Below are 18,124 nucleotides of genomic sequence, written 5' to 3' on the forward strand. Positions count from 1 at the left end.
GTTTTAACTTTGGGGGTTATTTTTTTGATGTAGATATTTTGCATAATCCAGGTCTTCTGGAGTATCGATATCAACGTGTGCAAAAATATGATTTACTTCGAATGGAAATGCATTTTCAGAAATAATTATATCATTGAGAATTAAAGACGCTTTTGTTATATATAATAATCCATTTTCAAAATAAAGAGGCTCTAAATCCTGGCTTCTTTGGCCAATAGTATAATTAAATGGCAAAAATTTATTGTCTGTAATTTTTCCAAATTTTTGATGATTTCTGGAAACAGTAAATAAACTATCCCAATTTTCTTTTTGAAATTTCTCAAAAGCTTCTTTCAATAAACCTGCCGGGCGTAAAGGATTTGTAGCTTGCAATAAAACTATATTATCAACCTTATCCTTTATTATTTCTAAAGTATGTTTTAAGGCCGAAATTGTTGGTTCTAAATCTCCAGAAATAGATTCAGGCCTGTCAATGATTTTAGCTCCATATTGTAATGCTATATTTTTGATTTCAGCATTATCTGTCGAAACATAAACTTCATCGATAATTTCGTTATTTTCTTTTGCGTATTTTATTGAATGTGCTAATAAAGGTAATTCTCCTAGAAGTTGAATATTCTTTTCAGGAATGCGTTTAGATCCTCCACGAGCGGGTATTATAGCAATCGTTTTCATTGAATTAATCTGTTTTTAGCATTGACTATAATTTTATTCATTTCAACATTCCATGTTTTTGATGAATATAATTCTGATGAAAACTCCGGAATCTCAAAGTTTTCATTTAAAAAATCATTGATGGCATTCTCCCATTCCAAAATGGAATTAGGATCTTCTACTAATTTTCCTAATTTTCCATATTGCAATACTTCCGGAACTCCTCCAAGGGCAGATGCAATACAATAATTACCACAATGTAAAGCTTCAACTAAACTCAATCCAAAGCCTTCCTGATACAAGGTTGGAAAAAGATAACAATCTGACGCCTGATAATACTTTGGGAGTTCATCGTTTGGTATTTTCCCTAAAAAAACAACTCCACTCGTTTCTTCTCTGGGATCACACCCAATCACCAATAATACAATGTTTTTTTGTTTTATATAAATGTTTCTCCAAACCTTTAAAATTAGATCTAAACCTTTTTTCGGCTTATCTTGGGAGCACCAAATAAAGACTCTTTTATCATTAAGTCCAAATTCCTGCTTTAATTCTTTTTTTCTAGATGCCGAAACTTTCTTAAATTTTCCAGTATCAATACCATTATGAAGAACAGAGAAATGATCAGGCAAAATCTCAATATTTTTTACATGTTTCTGATAACTATCCTGAGTTAAAAGGGTTAGTTCATTGATCAATCCGTAAAAATTTGAACCGGAATTCAATTGTGGATATGGCAAAAAACCATGATAAAAAAACTGTATATAACAGTTATGTGAAATTCCTTTTAAAACAAGATAATCACGAAGTGGTTTAACCATTCCGTAATTATCGACAATCTGAATTATATATTTTTCTCCAGGAACAATTAGTTTATCCAAGGCTTGAATATATTCTGTTTTCTTCTTCTTTAAAATTTTGCTTTGGATTTTATTCCAAATCGTTAAATTGACAAAACTGTATTGTACCCCGTCGAATAATTTTTCGGGCTTACAGCATACAATATAATCTATTTGGTTATCATCTTCTAAATAGTTTTTATATAAAGTTGTCCAGCTGCCAATTTTTAAAAAAGGCAATGGTACTTGAGAAATCAAAATGACTTTTACACTATTGTTCATGTTTTTTGAGTGTAATTTATTGCTTCTTTTTTAGATAATCCTTTTAGAATGATGCAGTAAATCCATATTTTTTTTCTCGAAATAATTTTTGAGAACAATTTATATTTTAAAAAAAATGCTATTTTAGAAAACCGTATGTTTTTTAAAATTATTGGTGATTGAGGCAGAAAATCATTTGGTTTTATTTCGTTAAAAACTTCATTCATCCATTTTTCTTCAACGTTTCCTAAATGGTAAGCAAAATTATCTTCTGTAGAAAGTCTCCACATTCCTTTTTTTACTACCGGAATATCTAATAACTTGCTTTCACTATCCCCTCCAAGCATAAAACCTGAATATTTTATATCGCTTTTCTCAAAAACTTCTTTTCTATATGTCGTAATAAAATGCCCTGCTCCCACAACCGCTCTAAAATCACCATTAGCAACAGTGAGATATTTTTCCAGATGACAATTATGATACATATTCGGATTTCCTACACTTTCTGCAAATGCCTTTAAAGCAACAGGGTTTTTCACTTTTGTAAAACGAAGTGATTTTGATAGTAATAAATCGAACCAAATATTAGATGTGTGATTTTTAAGTGATCTTGAAGAAGGTGTAGGACAAACAGCTCCTGTTTTTGGAAATTTTTCAAAAACATTGTACGTTTCTTTCTGCCAGTTGTTTAAAAAAAGAACATCACAATCTGAAACGGTTACAAATGTAAAATCATGTCCGGAGAACCCTTTTAAAACAGCATTTAGTTTACCAATATTATGAGTATGTATTAACTCATGTATACTGCCTTGAATCAATAATTCATTCAAATAATTTTGAACTTCCTTACTGCTTCCATTGTTTACGATTGATACAAAAGTCTTAGGATGGCATGTTTTAAATAATGATTCCAAGCAAAGTTTTAAAATTTTAAAACTATTTTTAAAATATCCTTCTGCATCTGGTATGTAAACAGGAATGACAACATGATGAAAAAAATCATCTGCTTTTTTTAATTTATCTCTATTGGGATTAAATCCTAATCGCATACTATTATTTAAAAAGGTGTAGAAAAATTTCTTCTTAATTATAATTAAACACTTTTATTTGAAGTCAATTTTAAATAAATCAATTTAGGGATTTTGGCAAAGATTGAAATTATTAATCTAAATAGTTTCAAAAGTTGAAAATGTTTGATGTAATATTTAATTAGAAAAATTAATATACTCGATTTTCTATGATTGAATAATTCTCTTTCTAATTTACTTTCAAGATAAGCAATTTGACGACTATTAATTTTTTGTCTAAATTCTAAAAGTAACGTTTTATAAAATTTTAATATTGCTTCATGTCTATTTGTTAATTTTAAACCTCCTGATAAATTTACTTTACTTCTCCTAATTTGCATTACGGATGAGTTTATTGTAAATATATTACCAAAAGAGGAATGTTCTAAAATCAAAATATCATCAGAATATAATGCATTTGGAAAATCTTTGAATGAATAATTAAGAAAATTTTCTTTTCTAAAAACATATTCGCTCAACGAACTTCTGGTCAAATTTTTAGTTTTTCTTATTAAAAAATCTGTTGCCTTTTCAATTTTTGGATGCACAAAGGTTTCAGATATTTTTTTGCTGTTATCATCAATTATTAATGTCGAAAATCTGACAACATCAATGTTTAATGTATTAATTTCATCCAAGTTATCATAAAAACCCTGTATTACATTTGGTTCCAAAACATCATCATCGCCCAAAATCATAATCCACTCCTGATTTTCTACTAAAGCCAGGCACCGTTCCCAATGTTTTACTAAAGAAATACCTCCCAAATTCTCAGTAAACTTATGATACGTAAAAGAAAATTTTCCATAGAATTCCTTTAATAATTCTTTTGGGCTGTCTTTGCTGTTATCATCACATATAAATACATGAAATCTTTTATCTGATTGCTCAGCAAGTGAAAGTAACGTTTCTTTAAAAAAAATTATTTTATAATAAGGTATTAAAACCGTGATCATTTCTTAAAAAGTTTGTTTTTTATTTTATTATACAAAAAAAACACATCAAGCTTTATAATTTGTTGAGGATTAGATGTTGAATATTTTTTAATGAAATCATGTATATCTTCCGATTCTAAAAAATATAACTCATCCCACATTTTTGAATTCATAGGATGAAAATTTTTATAATCTTTAAAGTTATCGTCATTTAATTTCATCCAAAAATCATAGTAAGATAATGTATCAAAATCATCTCTATGTCCCCAATTATTAATTTTCTGCTTTATTTCCTCATTTTTTCTTGCCCACGATTGATGTATTACTGAAATATTAGAATAGAAACTAGGTTTTTTTGTGTCTAATCTAGCCCATTCGTTTTCAACACCATTGGTTATAAATGAAAAACGTTCTTTATTGTCTATATATAAAAAACCTTTTGGGGTTTCTTTGAATAATGTTATATACTTGCCTCGAAATTGCATTGGGGTTAATTGTGGAAAAACGTTAAATATCCAATTTCTTTTTAGAAAATTGCTAACGCTTTTAAAGTCATAAATGTACTCATCTACATCTAATTGAATTTTCCAGCCTCTTTTACCCAATTTTTTTAATACTAAGTTACGTTCTCTTACTTCGCATTGCATAGGAGTCAAATTAGGAACATAAAAATCTTCAAAATAAAATTCAATAATACCTTTTTTATCATACTTTTTTATTGAATCAAAAAAAGATTCTGGTATATCAAATTTATTTCCACTCCAGGTTTTTCTATTAATATCTATGGCTAAGACTATATGATCTACATAATCATAAAGAGTTTTAATTGAAGTTAGTAAGTATTCGTAATCATATGAGACAAAATAGCCAACCTTAATATCTGTAAGTTTAAACATGTGTAATTTATTTTTTAAAAAAAACATTATAAATGAGACATTGGAAATTTTTAAATCTTAAAAACCAAAAACTATCTAATTCGAATAATATAGCTAGTGTTAATTTATAATGATCACGTATATAATTTATTTGATTTGTACACATCTTACTTATCATTCTTTTATAAGCAATCCTTGTTATTTTTCTTTCTTTTCTTTTAGCTACTAAAACTTCTTTTAAATGATAGGGCAGTTTTCGATATTTTTCTTTCGATGCAGATATATTATTTACATGAATTCTATATCTGGCTAAAGGTTCATCTAAATAATAAAATTTTGTTTCAAAAGAACATCTTGACCAATATTCTGCATCTTCTCCCGCTGCAATCATTTTTTCATTAAAAAAACCAACTTTTTTAATAACTTCTTTTCTAAGCAAAGAAGTAGGCATCATTATCGTCCAGTTTCCTATCATTCGTAAAGAAACATCTCCATGTTTAACATCTGGAGTTCTTGGCCTCCCAACAATCTCATTTTGCAAAACACCGTTCTCATCAATAACTTCACAACAACTGTGAACTAATCCAAAATCTGGATTAGTATCTAAGATTTTAACTTGTACATCTAATTTTTGAGGCTGCCATAAATCATCATCATCAACAAAAGCGATGTATTTTCCTGATGCTTTTTGAATACCAAAATTTCTTGGACTGGCAGGTCCTCCACTATTTTTAATTTTAAAATAACGAACTTTCTCAAATTCTGAACAAATACTTTCATTTTCATCACCGGGAGTACCATCATCAACAACAATTACTTCAAAATCCTGATAGGTTTGTTGAGCAATACTTTGCAATGTTAAATTTAAATACTTTGCCCTATTGTATGTTGGAATTATGATTGAAACACTCGGCATAAAGATTTTATTAGTTTTTTGATAAAGATTTGACAAATTGATTTAGTGTAGTACCATCTAATCTCTATCTTATTTAAGCTTTCGATTTTATTTAAGGGATTCTTTGAAAAAATATACCCTAAATTTTTTGAAAATAAAAAAATCTCCACAAAATGAGAAATTATAGCTTTTACTTTCTCTTTTGAAAGCTTAAAATAGTTACTATAAAAAATCATTTCATCAAATAATCTTTCTTGATTTGTTAACTGATTTTTTGTTGTAGTAGAATCTTCATGTCTTCTAAAGAAATTTAAATTCTTATTCAAAAAACCAAAATTTTTATTTTTTGCCAAATAAGTCCATAAAAAAAGATCCGATAACTGTTTCTGCTGAAATATTTCTTCTGGAATAACACTTGAAGGCTTTCTAAAAACTACACTGCTCCCATTTGTTATTAATGGACTTAACGGCATTGAATCTAGTAAAATCTCGTCGTCAAATATTTTGTATTCGTCTTTATCTACTTTTAAACGTGATATCCTTTTAGAACTATCATATAAATACTTTTTGTTTCTGTCAACATAATTAGAGTTGCAAAATGCTAAAACTGTTTGTGGATTATTCTCTAAAACCCTAACCATTTCCTCTAGAAAATAAGAATCTGAATAATCATCTGTTTCTGCAATCCAAATAAATTCGGTCGCTGCTAATTCAATTCCTTTTTTCCAAGATTTATAACCACTTCCTGAATTTTCATCATTAACTATAAAATGCTTTACATTAAAATTTCGATTTTGGTTTAAAAAGTCATTTATGATTTTAACACTATCATCGGTTGAATTATCATCGATAATTATGGCTTCCCAATTTGTATAAATTTGATTTGCTATACTTTCTAATCTATCAATAATAAAAGTGGCGTGATTATAACTGGGTATAATTATTGAAACCTTTGGCATTTATTTTTTGTTTTATTAAGAACTAGTTTTATAAAACTATAATTTAATTTGTCTAGAGGATTATTTATTAAATTGAAGATCCATAATTTAAAAGGCACATATTTATTCTCTAGGCATACACTTAAAAAACTCTTCAAGGCAAAAAGTTCTAAAGAACGATTTTTTGCATCTATATACTTTGGCAATTTCTTCTTATATAATTTATGGAAATCGATAACACTTTTTAAAAAATTTAAATTAGTATTACCAATTGAAAAATGTTCAATTAAAATCTGGTTTGTAACATAAATTAGATGTTTTTTTTCTAATGTATCGATACTTATTCCTAAATCGTAACAATGAAAACCTTTAATATTTTCATTAAATTTTACTCCTGTACTTTTTTTTAGTGCTATAAAAACTCCATCAATAACAACTACTTCTTCCAGATTTTTATTTTCAAATCCTTTATACAGTAAACTAGTTTTTTTATTTTTATAATGCTGTATCAAATTAATGTTAAGCATTTTTTCTTCAGTATGCCAAAAAGCACTCGGAACTAAACTTTTATACTTTGCTCCTGCAATACCAATCAATCCAATTCGACAATTTTCTCTAAATATTGAAAGTAATATTTCACCCCAATTTAAAGTATGGAATATTATATCTTCATGAATAAAAAGCTGATAATCAAATTTTGATTTTTCTATACCTTTATTATAGGCTTGTGTTATTGACAGCTTATTGATAAGATTGTCGATTTTTATAATTTCATAGTCACTAAATCCTATAGTTTCTTGAATATTTGCTTTCAAAGAATCAAAATACGATTCTCTTATTGAACATATTATAATGGAGATCATTGTATCAAACTTTATATTTTATTGGTAAAACTAGATTATTTGGTCTTCATATATAAAATCAAATATTTCCGGGGATATTTTATCTGGTGTAAAATTTGAAAAATTTCGCTGATTTACAAGTCCGTCTTCATACATAATTTGTGGATTATGTATGTAATAATCTACTTTTTCGGCCATTATATCTACGTCGAGATAAGGTATCACAAAGCCACCTCCTGTAGCTACTATTTCAGATATTCCAGTAGCTCTTTCAAAACAAATAATGGGTTTGCCTAACATGCCGACTTCTATACATACTAAAGGAAAAGGGTCTTCTCTGGATGGCAATAAAAAGACATCACAATTCTTTAAAAAATCATGAGGATTAAGTACTTCTCCCACAAAATCCACAAAATCTGATAATCCCATTTTATTTAGATCAGCTTCAATAATTAATCGATCGTTATAACTAACTTTTCCTATCCAGACAAATTTTACTTTCCTGTTATATTTTTTCTTCTGAATACATCGGGCAACTTGAATAAAAAGATCTGTGCCTTTCCTCCAATCTACATATCCGCATCCACATACGACAAATTCTTCAGAAATATTTTTTTGCAACTGATCAAATTTCTCAACTTTTGAAAACTCATATATTTTTTTGATTTTCTGATTTTCAATACCCCATTTTTCAGTCAGTTCATTTTTAACTAAATCTGAAACTGCGATAAATTTATCTCCGAAGTTTTTCAAATTTTCGAAATCAGGTAATATTTGATTAATTACAGTACTTAATTCATGTACATGAATAACTAATTCAGATTTTGAGCCTTCTTTTAATTCTCGGGCAACAGGTAAGGTCGCAACAGTATTTGCGTATATGATATCATATTTATTATTTCGGACCTTATCTAAAAATCTTTTTTTTAATATTTTATCTATCCTTACTTTAAAAGATGGTGGAATTTGATTATGTAAAATAAATTTATTCTCTAGGCTGCTAAAACTATAATAGTTTCTTGAAATCTTTTTAAAATCATCCGAAAGTCTTCCTTCATTTAATACCAAAAGATCAATTTGATAATTTGCATGATTTTGTTTTAACCATTGCATAAAATACAATAAAACAAGAGGGGCACCTGATAATGAATTTTGATGTGAAATAAATAGTATCTTTTTCATTATCTAAAAATATTTTTTGACTTTACTTTTTATTCTTTTCAATGTCCTTTTAAAAAAAGTGTTTCTTAATCTTCTCAAATGTTTTAATTCTTGTATTTCCGGTAAATGAGACTGAATTTCAAGAATAATAGCCTCTTTTATTTTTTTATTAAATTGTAAATTAGTATGAAAATTAAAAGACTGATATATATATATCATGCCTATTACTTTAGAATAGTCTTTATGCTGATTTGAAATTCCACCGGGATGAAGTCTGTAAACAGACATTGTTTCATCTATATATTTTAAATTACCTTTCAAGGACAACAGTAACAATAATGGTATATCGCCGCTTTGGCAATTTACATACCAATCTGGAAAAATAAAATCCGGATAATTTCGAAAAACAATTGAAGCACTAGGAATAAACCATTGGGTTAAAATATCATTGGTATCAAATTCTTGTTTATCGAGTTGTCCAAGCATTTTTTTTTCATTTTCTCCACTTTTCAAAATAGCATTATGAAAACACAAACTAAACTGTGGATTTTTTTCCAGAAAATCAACCTGCTTTTGTAGTTTCAAAGGATCAACCCAATAATCATCGCCTTCACAGCCCGCTATAAATTCGCCTTGACAAGCTTTCAAAGCAAATATAGAATTTGGCATCATTCCTAAATTAGACTCGTGCTTTATATATTTAATCCAATTGCCTCTGGGGTGGTTTTGTATAACAGTTTTAACAATTTCGTCAGTTCTGTCTGGAGAAGCATCATTAGAAATAATTAATTCGATTTCAAAATCAGCCTCTTGCATCAGCACACTATTTATTGCTTCTTCAATAAATTTTTCATGACCATAGGTTATCATGCAAACGCTGACCTTTATATTTCTTGACATTGATCTATCTTTTAAATTATTCTATTGTCCATTCAAATTGCGGTCTTATATAACCAGGCTCTCTCCCCATATAAGTTCCCAACTCTCTTCCAGAATCAACAACCGTAAAAGAAATTATATCATTTTCTACAAAAATTGGCTGTTTTGAATCTTTTACAATAAAAAGAGATAAAAAATACTGACCTGATTGAAAAAATGACTTGGGAAAATTACAAGAAATGGTATTTTGACCACTTTTTAATGAAGTTGATCCTGAATTAGAAAACGAAAACATAGCCTCTCCCATTTCATTATACAAATGATATGTTAAATGATACCTTTCCGCATCCTGTGTTTTTATTTCTAGTTTTGTACTTAAAATAATTAATTCATTTTCTAGTAACACATCATCTGAATTTCTTCCTTCATTTTTCAAAGAAATTTCATTTAACTTAAAGACTGGAAAGTCATAGTCTTTTACAAATGTTTTTAAATTTATTGCCTCAGCATCTCCCCCCAGGTAGTAACTTACCGCATTTTCAATTCCGCCTTCAAAAACTACTTTTCCGTGTTCTAAAATAATTCCTCTAGTGCACAAACTTTTTACAGCCGCCATATTGTGACTTACAAATAAAACAGTTCTTCCTTCCCCTTTTGAAATATCCTGCATTTTACCAATTGCTTTTTTCTGAAATTCAGCATCACCTACTGCAAGCACCTCATCAATAACTAAAATTTCAGGTTCTAAAAAAGCTGCTACAGCAAATGCCAAACGAACAGTCATTCCAGAGCTATATCTTTTTACAGGAGTATCAATATAACGTTCACATCCTGAAAATTCAATAATCTCATCCAGTTTAGAAGTAATTTCCTTTTTGGTCATTCCTAAAATAGCACCATTAAGGTAAATATTTTCTCTTCCTGTCATCTCTCCATTAAACCCAGTTCCTACTTCTAATAAAGATGCTATTCTCCCACGAGATTTTATAGTACCGGTTGTAGGCGCAGTTACTTTTGAAAGTATTTTTAAAAGCGTCGATTTTCCAGCACCATTCTTACCAATTATACCTAAAACTTCTCCACGCTGGACTTCAAAATTAATACCCTGTAATGCCCAAACATAGTCTGAAGTTCCTTTAATAGAACGATCATTTGTATCTCCAATTTTTAAATACGGATTCTCTTTTCCACGAATTTGGTGCCACCAACGATTAAGGTCATGACTTAAAGTCCCAGTTCCTACTTGTCCTAAACGATATTGTTTAGAAATATTTTCGGCTTTTAAAATAATGTCTTTCAACTTAGAATAGAATTAGAAATAAAAAAATTAATTAATAAAACAGCAGATTGAATTTATACTGTATCTATAAAGTTTTTTTCAGTTTTATTAAAAACTAAAAGACCTAAGAAGAAAATAGCAATTGTAACTCCTAATGTATAACTTAATCCTAAAATAGAAACTTCACCAATATTTAAAAGCATATAACGAGATGTTTCTATAATATAGGCTAAAGGATTATATTCCACGATCCATGCATAAGCAGGGAGTTTAGTTTTAACTAATTCCATAGGATATATAACAGCTGACAAATACATTAGTAATTGTATTCCGAAACTAATTAAATTACTAAAATCACGGTACTTAGTCACTACAGATGAAATTAACATCCCTAATCCTAATCCCAAAATCCCCATTATTATAATTAACACAGGAAAGAGCAAGACATACCAATTCAAAGCTAAATCATAGCCTTTGATAAAGTAAAAAATATAGAATGCAATAAAAATCAAAAATTGAATTACAAATTTTATTAAATTAGATATTACAACTGAAAGCGGTGTTATAATTCTTGGAAAATAGACTTTGCCAAATATGCTTGCATTTGCTCTAAATGTATCAGAGGTTCCATTAAGACAAGCTGTAAAATAATTCCAAACTGTAATTCCGGCTAAATTAAATAAAAATGGAGGAACAGAGCCTGTTTGAATTCCTGCAACATTATTAAATATAATAGTAAAAGTTACAGAGGTAAACAAAGGCTGAATTAAATACCATAGCGGGCCTAAAATAGTTTGTTTATAAACTGTAATTATATCTCTTTTTACAAACAGTAACAATAAATCTCTATATTGCCAAATTTCTTTAAGATTAAGGGATAAAAACTTGTTTTTAGGTTTTATCTCAAACAACCAATCAGTTGACGAATTTGTATTATTCATTAATATTTTAAATAAATGTGTATTGTATGAATGTTATTACGATTATAAATTAACAGGATTTTTACTCTTTTGAAAAATCCTTAAAATGCAAAAAGGTGTTTTGTAAAAAAACACCTTTTTTATTCAGCTAAAAGTTTTATGTCATTTTAAATTTATTTATCTAAAACTTCAAAAGCAGAGTTCATACTTTTAAACTCGGGCACTATTTTCTTCATTTTCGCAACAATATCATCATTTTCATAAAAATCTGCTATGCCAATTAACTCATCAATATCAATATGTAAATCTTCATATTCATCTTGGATTTCCTGAGCAATCATGATTTTATTATGATAAGTCGGCAACGTTTTAGAAGTATCATTTAGTAATTCTTCATATAATTTTTCTCCAGGCCTTAATCCAACGATTTTTATTTTAATCTCTTTGTCAGGAATAAACCCGGCAAGTTTGATCATTTTCTTAGCTAAATCAATTATTCTAACTGGTTTGCCCATATCAAAAATATAGATTTCTCCACCATTACCCATTGCACCAGCCTCTAATACTAATTGGCAAGCTTCTGGAATAGTCATAAAATAACGGATGATATCCTGATGCGTAATTGTCACCGGCCCCCCTTCTGCAATTTGTTTGGTAAACAAAGGTACTACAGATCCATTCGAACCCAAAACATTTCCGAAACGAGTTGTAATGAATTTCGTTACGCCCGGAATATTCTCCATTTGATTTTTCAAAGATAACGACTGTACATATTTTTCAGCTATTCGCTTACTGGCCCCCATAACATTACTTGGGTTCACAGCTTTATCTGTCGATACCATTACAAATTTCTTCACATGATATTTACAAGATAAGTCTGCCAGATTTTTTGTTCCTTTTATATTTGTTAAAATAGCCTGTGATGGATTTTCTTCCATTAAAGGAACATGTTTGTAAGCCGCCGCATGGTAAACCACATGCGGGTTGTAATTTTTAAAGACTTTGTCTAGCGCTTTTTTACTTTTTACATCTGCAATAACAGCTACAATTTTAGCCGTAGAATTCATGCTAAGCGTTTCTAAACACAAGTTGTGTAATGGCGTTTCAGCATGATCCAGAATAATAACTGTTTTAGGATTAAACCCAAGAACTTGTCTTACTATCTCACTTCCTATAGATCCGGCAGCTCCAGTAATAAGAACTGTTTTATCTTTTAATTGTTTAGAAATTGACTTACTATCTAACACGATAGGCTTTCTTTCTAACAAATCTTCAATTTGTATATTTTTTACTTTTTGAGAAATCTCTTTTTGATTTTCCCAATCTGAAATTAAAGGAACAGTATAAACCCTATAGTTAAATTCAAGACATTGATCAACGATAATTAATTGCTCATCTTTTGTTAAACTCTTGTCTGCAATAATAACCCCTTCAGCAGCGACAGAACGCATTAAAGCTGGAAGCTTTTTACGTAAAATCAAGATTGGCAAATCTAACATACGTTTAGATGCGTTTTGATTGTTTTTATCTACAAACCCAACAATTTTAAAACGAGACGGGGTTTCGAATTTCAGTGCATTGGCAACAGAAATTGCATTGGCATCAGTTCCATAAATTACGGTTCTAATGAGTTTTGAGTTGGTTTTTTCTGAAAAATACATCTCAAAAGTCTGTTTCACAATAACTCTATATAAAAATAAGCCACAAAATGACAATACCAAATTGATAAAAAGTGCCGTATTTAAAAAAGCTTTATGACCGGTATATAATTCAAAAACTAAATTAAAAAATAAGAAAAAAACTAAAACTGACATTTGTGAAAACAGCAGTTTTATAGCGTCAATATAAGAGGAGTGTCTAATAATTCCTGAGTAGGTCCTAAACAACCAAAAGAAAAATATGTTTACAAAAAGTAAACTTGCAACATAATAGAATTGGTGTGAGGTGACAATATATCCTAATGCTGTCCCTTCGAAAAGCATATAGGTAAAAGTAAACGAAAAAATCAGGACCATGACATCAATAGCTACAATGATCCATCTAGGCAAATAACTTAAGCTATTTATGTTGGCTCTTAAATTCCTTGGTGACAAAGAATTATACAATAGGGATGATATTTTAGTTTGATTATCTGTATCCAATTTGGTTTGGTTTAGTTTTGTAAACACAATCTGTCTTACAAAAATACAAATTAAAGGTTTAAAAATTTATTTCTTATGTAAATTAAACTTTGGATCCTTTTCTCTTTTGTTTTAAAAATTCTATTAAATAGGTCCCATAACCGGATTTAACCAAAGGCAATGCTAGATTTTCTAATTGTTCATCATTAATAAAACCTTGTCTCCATGCAATTTCTTCGATACAACCTACTTTTAGACCTTGTCTTTCCTCAATAACCTGAACGAACTGACCTGCTTGCATTAAGCTATTAAAAGTTCCCGTATCTAACCAAGCTGTTCCTCTACTTAATATTCCAACTTTCAAGGCTTGTTTTGCTAGATACACTTTGTTAACATCAGTAATTTCGTACTCTCCGCGAGCGCTAGGTTTAATATTTTTAGCAATTTCAATAACTGAATTATCATAAAAATATAATCCTGGCACTGCAAAATTAGATTTTGGTTCTTCAGGTTTTTCTTCAATGGAGATAGCATTTAGGTTTTTATCAAACTCAACAACACCATAACGTTCCGGATCAGAAACATGATAAGCAAAAACTACCCCTCCATTAGGTTTTGTATTAGATTTTAGTAAATCTTGCATATTAGAACCGAAAAAAATATTATCACCTAATATTAATGCTACATCATCATTACCTATAAATTTTTCTCCTATAACAAATGCTTGTGCTAGACCGTTAGGAATTGCCTGCTCTGCATAGCTGAATTTACAACCTAAACTCGATCCATCACCCAATAATTTTTTAAAGTTTGGTAAATCATGAGGAGTTGATATGATAAGAATTTCATTTATTCCAGACATCATCAAAGTTGATAATGGATAATAAATCATCGGTTTATCATAAACAGGCATCATTTGCTTACTCATTGCTAATGTTAAAGGATGTAAACGTGTACCAGACCCTCCTGCCAAAATAATTCCTTTCATAAATCTTGATTTTAATTAGATCTTATGACCATAATTATATAAACATTTTTTTTAAACTTTTCTTATAACCAGATATAGGCAGATTATAAATTTCTTTTATTTTTTTCTTATCTAATAATGAAAATTTTGGACGTTTTGCTGGTGTCGGATAAGACGATGAAGGAATTCCGCCAACGTTACAATTATATCCTCCTAATTCTTTTATAGAAAGTGCAAATTCATACCAGCTTATTTCTCCTTCGTTTGAATAATTATAGATCCCCGGAATCCAATTAGAAGACCCTAAGATATCAATCATTGCCTGAGCCAGATCTGCCGCATATGTTGGTGAGCCAATCTGGTCATTTACAACATTAATTTCGTCTCTCTCCTGCATTAATCGTTGCATCGTTTTGACAAAATTATTGCCGAATTTGCTATAAACCCAAGAAGTTCTAATGATAATCGAATTCGGGTTTTCTTTTAAACAAGCTAATTCACCTGCTAATTTACTTTCTCCATATACATTTATTGGATTTGTATCTGCCTCTTCATTCAAAGAAGAAGAAGAAGATCCGTCAAATACATAGTCTGTTGAAATATGAATTAGTCTTATGTTATTTTCGAATGTATACTTTGCAATTAATTCTACAGCCAAATGATTTATAGTAAATGCTAAGTCTTTTTCAGTTTCTGCTTTATCTACTGCTGTATAAGCCCCACAATTAAAGATAAAATCTGGTTTAATTTCATTTAGCTGACCCCTAAGCAATTCTAAATTATCCAATGTGATCTTTGTTCTGTCTGCAAAAATCCATTCAAATTCCGGATAAGAGTTTGACAAAACCGAAAATTCAGATCCTAATTGTCCATTAGCTCCTGTTACAAGAATCTTTTTCATTAAAATAAACTATTGCAATTATCCATAAAAGGAAGTGCCTGATCTTTTTCAGAAACAATAGCTTTTTCTAAATCCATTCCCCAATCAATATTTAGAGATGGATCATCAAATTTAATTCCACCCTCAGAATCCTTGTTATAAAACTGATCACATTTATACGTTATTAAAGCTGTCTCACTAATAACAGAAAAACCATGTGCAAAGCCATGCGGGATTAACAATTGCTTTTTATTTTCTGCTGACAACAATATATTAAATGATTTACCATAGGTAACAGAATCCTTTCTTAAATCTACTACAACATCAATAATTTCGCCTTCTATAACTCGAATCAATTTTGTTTGCGCAAATGGTGGGTTTTGATAATGTAATCCTCGTAAAGTTCCTCTTTTTGAAAATGATTGATTATCTTGTATAAAATTGATATTAACACCTAATTCTTCAAATTTACTTTTACTGTAAGATTCAAAAAAATAGCCTCTGTTATCTCCAAAAACAATTGGTTCAATAATTAACAAATCTTTTATTGGCGTTTTTTCAGATTTCATGAAATTAAATTAATTTTTATCGAAGAATCCGTCAAGAACACTCTTAATTCTATTCAGCTCCTCTTTTGTTATATTAGATCCTGAAGGCAGACACAATCCATTTTCAAATAGACTTTCTGCTACATTGTTTCCATAATATGGATAATCTTCAAAAACGGGTTGCAAATGCATTGGCTTCCAAAGAGGTCTACTTTCAATATTTTTACTCTCTAAAGCTAGACGTAAGTCTTCTCTGGTTTTTCCGTTTGTTTTTTGAGGATCTATAACAATTGCAGACAACCAATGGTTCGAAAAATAATCCTTATTTGGCTCTGTCAAAATAGTAACACCATTGATATTGTTAAAATACTTTACATAAAAATCGTGCATATTTCTTCGTAATTGAACATGAGCATCTAAAACCTCCATTTGCCCTCTACCAATACCTGCACAAATATTACTCATTCTATAGTTGTATCCAACATGACTATGTTGATAATGCGGTGCATTATCTCGTGCTTGCGTAGAAAGAAAAACAGCTTTATCTTTCATTACTTTGTTTTGGGTTACAATGGCTCCTCCGCCTGAAGTTGTAATAATTTTATTTCCATTAAAAGAAAGCACTCCAATTTTTCCGAAAGTCCCACATTTTCTATTTTTATAATGACTACCTAAAGCTTCTGCACTATCTTCTAAAATTGGAATATTATACTTTGCAGCAACATCATGAATTTCATCAATCTTATATGGCATTCCATAAAGATGTACAGCAATAATTACTTTTGGTGTTTTTCCTTTAGAGATTCTATCTACAATTGCGTTTTCAAGAGCCACTGGACATAAATTCCAAGTATCCAATTCACTATCAACAAAAACAGGAATAGCCCCTTGGTACATTATTGGATTTGCAGATGCTGAAAAAGTCATACTTTGGCAAATAACTTCATCGCCAGCTTCGACCCCTAGCATAATTAATCCTAAATGAATTGCTGCTGTTCCAGAACTCAATGCCCCAATTTGAGTATCATACCCTAAATAATTCTCTAAATCTTTCTCAAAAGCATTTACATTTGGTCCCAAAGGTGCAACCCAATTTGTATCAAAAGCTTCTTGTACATATTTTTGTTCTGTACCTCCCATGTGCGGTGAAGACAACCATATTTTTAAATTATTCATTTTTTCTTATTTTTTTCTAGTCGCTTTAAATTATCTTTTTTTAATATAATCATAAAAATTACATATCAAACTCTTACGAAGTAAGAACGCTGTTTAAGCCTTCCTTAAAAGAAATTTTAGGAGACCAATTCACTTTATTCAAAGTATGTTCAATATCAAATCTAAATGATTGGCTAGTCTCGACTCCTGTATAATTGATTTGACATTGATTAAAAGAGCTAATTATTGAGGCAACCTCTTTGTTTGAAATCGAAATTCCTGTTGCTCCCACTAAAGTTTCATTTGTTTTCAAACTTTCACAAGCCATACATAAAGAAATTGCATCATCAATATATAAGTAATCCTGAAATCGCTTTCCATCTCCGAAAAGAGTAATTTCTCCTTTTTCTTTTGAATTGGCAATTAAATTTGGTAAAAAAGATTTATTATTTAAGCCTGGACCATATAAGTAAGTAAGTCGAAGAATAGCATATTTTTCATGTGACCGAACTATAAATTCTCCAGCAATTTTTGATATTGCATATAAGCCTGGATCATTAAATGATGAATTTATCGAAATCACATCCTTATGCATTCCATAAACATTTGTACTTGATATAAATATTATTTTTGAAGTAATAAATTTTTTTGAAATTTCATATAATAAATTATTTATTTGAAGCAGCTCTTGGTGTGAGCATGAGTAGCTTCCCGCAGAGAAATAAATCTCAGTTGGATTAAGATCTGAATCTAAAAAAGAATCTGTTTTTATTAAAGTCGCTCTAGAATCAATACTAGAAGTATTACCGTTATGAACAGCAATAACTTTTTTGTTTTTTTGCAATAAAGAATAAGTCAAACGACTACCTAAAAAACCATTTGCACCAATTACAGCAACCATAATATATA

Annotated in this window: 18 protein-coding genes; all 18 read right to left on the minus strand. The window is 29.4% G+C overall.

The window, feature by feature from the left end; genetic code table 11:
* Nucleotides 1–3: 3 nt before the first annotated feature.
* The 18 genes from AC1RRQ_RS19940 to AC1RRQ_RS20025 all read right to left on the minus strand — a co-directional run bounded on the left by AC1RRQ_RS19940 (nucleotide 4) and on the right by AC1RRQ_RS20025 (nucleotide 18,116).
* Nucleotides 4–675 (minus strand): acylneuraminate cytidylyltransferase family protein, encoded by a 672-nt coding sequence (locus AC1RRQ_RS19940; protein WP_493024751.1) that lies wholly within the window; start codon nucleotides 673–675, stop codon nucleotides 4–6.
* Nucleotides 672–1,775 carry a glycosyltransferase family 4 protein gene (locus AC1RRQ_RS19945; RefSeq protein WP_493024752.1) on the minus strand — a complete coding sequence of 368 codons (1,104 nt, stop codon included), beginning with the start codon at nucleotides 1,773–1,775 and terminating at the stop codon, nucleotides 672–674. Before AC1RRQ_RS19945 ends, AC1RRQ_RS19940 begins: the two co-directional genes overlap by 4 nt.
* Nucleotides 1,772–2,803 carry a glycosyltransferase gene (locus AC1RRQ_RS19950; RefSeq protein WP_493024753.1) on the minus strand — a complete coding sequence of 344 codons (1,032 nt, stop codon included), beginning with the start codon at nucleotides 2,801–2,803 and terminating at the stop codon, nucleotides 1,772–1,774. Before AC1RRQ_RS19950 ends, AC1RRQ_RS19945 begins: the two co-directional genes overlap by 4 nt.
* Nucleotides 2,804–2,847: 44 nt before the next feature.
* Nucleotides 2,848–3,777 (minus strand): glycosyltransferase family 2 protein, encoded by a 930-nt coding sequence (locus AC1RRQ_RS19955; RefSeq protein ID WP_493024754.1) that lies wholly within the window; start codon nucleotides 3,775–3,777, stop codon nucleotides 2,848–2,850.
* The gene (locus AC1RRQ_RS19960; protein ID WP_493024755.1) at nucleotides 3,774–4,652 is read right to left on the minus strand and encodes a hypothetical protein; all 879 of its coding nucleotides are present in this window, start codon (nucleotides 4,650–4,652) and stop codon (nucleotides 3,774–3,776) included. Before AC1RRQ_RS19960 ends, AC1RRQ_RS19955 begins: the two co-directional genes overlap by 4 nt.
* 7 nt (nucleotides 4,653–4,659) lie before the next feature.
* On the minus strand, nucleotides 4,660–5,547 hold the full coding sequence (locus tag AC1RRQ_RS19965) for a glycosyltransferase family 2 protein (RefSeq protein ID WP_493024756.1): 888 nt from the start codon (nucleotides 5,545–5,547) through the stop codon (nucleotides 4,660–4,662).
* Nucleotides 5,526–6,485 carry a glycosyltransferase family 2 protein gene (locus tag AC1RRQ_RS19970; RefSeq protein WP_493024757.1) on the minus strand — a complete coding sequence of 320 codons (960 nt, stop codon included), beginning with the start codon at nucleotides 6,483–6,485 and terminating at the stop codon, nucleotides 5,526–5,528. Before AC1RRQ_RS19970 ends, AC1RRQ_RS19965 begins: the two co-directional genes overlap by 22 nt.
* A complete protein-coding gene (locus tag AC1RRQ_RS19975) occupies nucleotides 6,467–7,327 on the minus strand; it encodes a glycosyltransferase (RefSeq protein ID WP_493024758.1) in 861 nt (286 codons plus the stop codon). Before AC1RRQ_RS19975 ends, AC1RRQ_RS19970 begins: the two co-directional genes overlap by 19 nt.
* Before the next feature lie 30 nt (nucleotides 7,328–7,357).
* Nucleotides 7,358–8,488, minus strand: a complete 1,131-nt coding sequence (locus AC1RRQ_RS19980) for a glycosyltransferase family 4 protein (RefSeq protein WP_493024759.1) — start codon at nucleotides 8,486–8,488, stop codon at nucleotides 7,358–7,360.
* Nucleotides 8,489–8,491: 3 nt separating this feature from the next.
* Complete coding sequence (locus AC1RRQ_RS19985) at nucleotides 8,492–9,367, minus strand: glycosyltransferase family 2 protein (RefSeq protein WP_493024760.1); 876 nt, start codon at nucleotides 9,365–9,367, stop codon at nucleotides 8,492–8,494.
* Between the two features lie 16 nt (nucleotides 9,368–9,383).
* Nucleotides 9,384–10,646: an ABC transporter ATP-binding protein gene (locus AC1RRQ_RS19990; RefSeq protein ID WP_493024761.1), complete on the minus strand. Its 1,263-nt coding sequence runs from the start codon at nucleotides 10,644–10,646 to the stop codon at nucleotides 9,384–9,386.
* A 53-nt stretch (nucleotides 10,647–10,699) separates the two neighbouring features.
* Nucleotides 10,700–11,566, minus strand: coding sequence for an ABC transporter permease (locus AC1RRQ_RS19995; RefSeq protein ID WP_493024762.1), 867 nt, complete (start codon nucleotides 11,564–11,566; stop codon nucleotides 10,700–10,702).
* 152 nt (nucleotides 11,567–11,718) lie between these two features.
* Nucleotides 11,719–13,686, minus strand: coding sequence for a polysaccharide biosynthesis protein (locus AC1RRQ_RS20000; RefSeq protein WP_493024763.1), 1,968 nt, complete (start codon nucleotides 13,684–13,686; stop codon nucleotides 11,719–11,721).
* A gap of 82 nt (nucleotides 13,687–13,768) precedes the next feature.
* Nucleotides 13,769–14,653, minus strand: coding sequence for a glucose-1-phosphate thymidylyltransferase RfbA (gene rfbA, locus AC1RRQ_RS20005; RefSeq protein ID WP_493024764.1), 885 nt, complete (start codon nucleotides 14,651–14,653; stop codon nucleotides 13,769–13,771).
* A 34-nt stretch (nucleotides 14,654–14,687) separates the two neighbouring features.
* Nucleotides 14,688–15,533: a dTDP-4-dehydrorhamnose reductase gene (rfbD, locus tag AC1RRQ_RS20010; RefSeq protein ID WP_493024765.1), complete on the minus strand. Its 846-nt coding sequence runs from the start codon at nucleotides 15,531–15,533 to the stop codon at nucleotides 14,688–14,690.
* On the minus strand, nucleotides 15,533–16,081 hold the full coding sequence (rfbC, locus tag AC1RRQ_RS20015; RefSeq protein ID WP_493024766.1) for a dTDP-4-dehydrorhamnose 3,5-epimerase: 549 nt from the start codon (nucleotides 16,079–16,081) through the stop codon (nucleotides 15,533–15,535). Before rfbC ends, rfbD begins: the two co-directional genes overlap by 1 nt.
* Nucleotides 16,082–16,090: 9 nt before the next feature.
* Entirely contained in the window at nucleotides 16,091–17,236 is a 1,146-nt protein-coding gene (locus tag AC1RRQ_RS20020) for a DegT/DnrJ/EryC1/StrS family aminotransferase (protein ID WP_493024767.1), read from the minus strand.
* A gap of 73 nt (nucleotides 17,237–17,309) precedes the next feature.
* The gene (locus tag AC1RRQ_RS20025) at nucleotides 17,310–18,116 is read right to left on the minus strand and encodes an NAD-dependent epimerase/dehydratase family protein (RefSeq protein ID WP_493024768.1); all 807 of its coding nucleotides are present in this window, start codon (nucleotides 18,114–18,116) and stop codon (nucleotides 17,310–17,312) included.
* Nucleotides 18,117–18,124: the final 8 nt, after the last annotated feature.

Source organism: Flavobacterium sp. GW821-FHT12A05 (genome assembly GCF_058807735.1).